The sequence below is a fragment of the Arthrobacter sp. Cr_A7 genome, assembly GCF_029222765.1.
Lineage (GTDB): Bacteria > Actinomycetota > Actinomycetes > Actinomycetales > Micrococcaceae > Arthrobacter.
Genome location: NZ_JARHXQ010000360.1, coordinates 1 through 1,229 on the forward strand (window position 1 = coordinate 1; position 1,229 = coordinate 1,229).

General features: G+C 61.5%; 2 protein-coding genes. One reads left to right on the top strand and one right to left on the bottom strand.

What is annotated here, in order from left to right; genetic code table 11:
• Window positions 1-466: translation initiation factor IF-3 (gene infC / locus P2Q66_RS21155; RefSeq protein ID WP_275731321.1), on the bottom strand; the 466-nt coding region annotated here is incomplete at its 3' end.
• Window positions 467-857: 391 nt separating this feature from the next.
• Here infC and P2Q66_RS21160 point away from each other — a divergent pair.
• Window positions 858-1,229, top strand: a 372-nt coding sequence (locus P2Q66_RS21160; RefSeq protein ID WP_275731322.1) for a DUF1844 domain-containing protein, incomplete at its 3' end; no start/stop codon positions are given.

A 1,229-nucleotide genomic window follows, 5' to 3' on the forward strand; every position in this document is an offset into this window, starting at 1 on the left:
TGTTCTTCAGCGGGCCCACCACCATGACCATGTTGCGGCCGTCGATGCGGGGGCTGGACTCCACCACACCAACTTCGGCGACGTCGTCGGCGAAGCGCTGGAGCAGGCGGATGCCCATTTCCGGACGCTGCTGCTCACGGCCGCGGAACTGGATCATGGCCTTGACCTTGTCCCCGGCGCCGAGGAAGCGCAGTGCGTGTCCGCGCTTGGTCTCGTAGTCGTGGGTATCGATCTTCAGGCGGAAGCGGATTTCCTTCAGAACGGTGTTCGTCTGGTTCTTCCGGGCTTCACGTGCCTTGACCGCGGCCTCGTACTTGTACTTGCCGAAGTCCATCAGCTTGCACACCGGAGGCTTCGCCTGAGGTGCAACTTCAACGAGATCAAGGTCGGACTCGGCAGCCAGACGCAGGGCATCCTCAATACGGACGATGCCTACCTGTTCACCTGCAGGGCCGACCAGCCGCACCTCGGGGACGCGGATACGCTCATTGATTCTTGGCTCGCTAATGTTAAAGCTCCTGTTTTTGTTGTGGAATCCGGCAAATAGAGAAGGCCCCCAACTGCCGGAGCAATCGAAGGCCTCTGAACGGTTGGTGATGCCGGTCCCGCGAAAGGACAGCACGCAAGGTCCCCGGCGAACGCCGGTGCCTTGCCCAACCAGGTACCCGGCAACCTTGCGTCCCGGAAATGTTCAAGGAGAACACTCGGAACAGCGGCTGACGCGGGTGGGAGAGAACTCCGCTTGCAAACTGCATGCCATTCTACAGAAAAAAATTCCCGTCAACGCAGCGAAGCGCCGGTGGGAACCGAGTCTCTGAAATAACGACATCCAGTTGGTCTGTGTCAAGCTTACCAGTATGAGCACCCCAGACAGTAATTCATACGTTTTCGAGTCCGCCGACGCCAGCGGCGACGTCTCCCAGCAGATCCGCGACATTTCCGAGGTACCGGCCATCGAGGTCATCACCACCGCCGCCGTCCACCTGATGAGCGCCGCAGCCGTCAAGCTCGGGCTTGCCGCGGAGGACAACGCCGAGGAACTGAAGGACCTGGACGAGGCCCGGAAACTGATCACTGCGCTGGCAGGCCTGGTGACCGCAGCTGCGCCCGAGATCGGCTCCCAGCATGCAGGACCCTTGCGCGACGGACTGCGTTCGCTCCAGCTTGCCTTCCGCGAAGAATCCCTGATCCCGGATGCCCCCGGGAAGGGCCCGGGCGAGAAGTACACC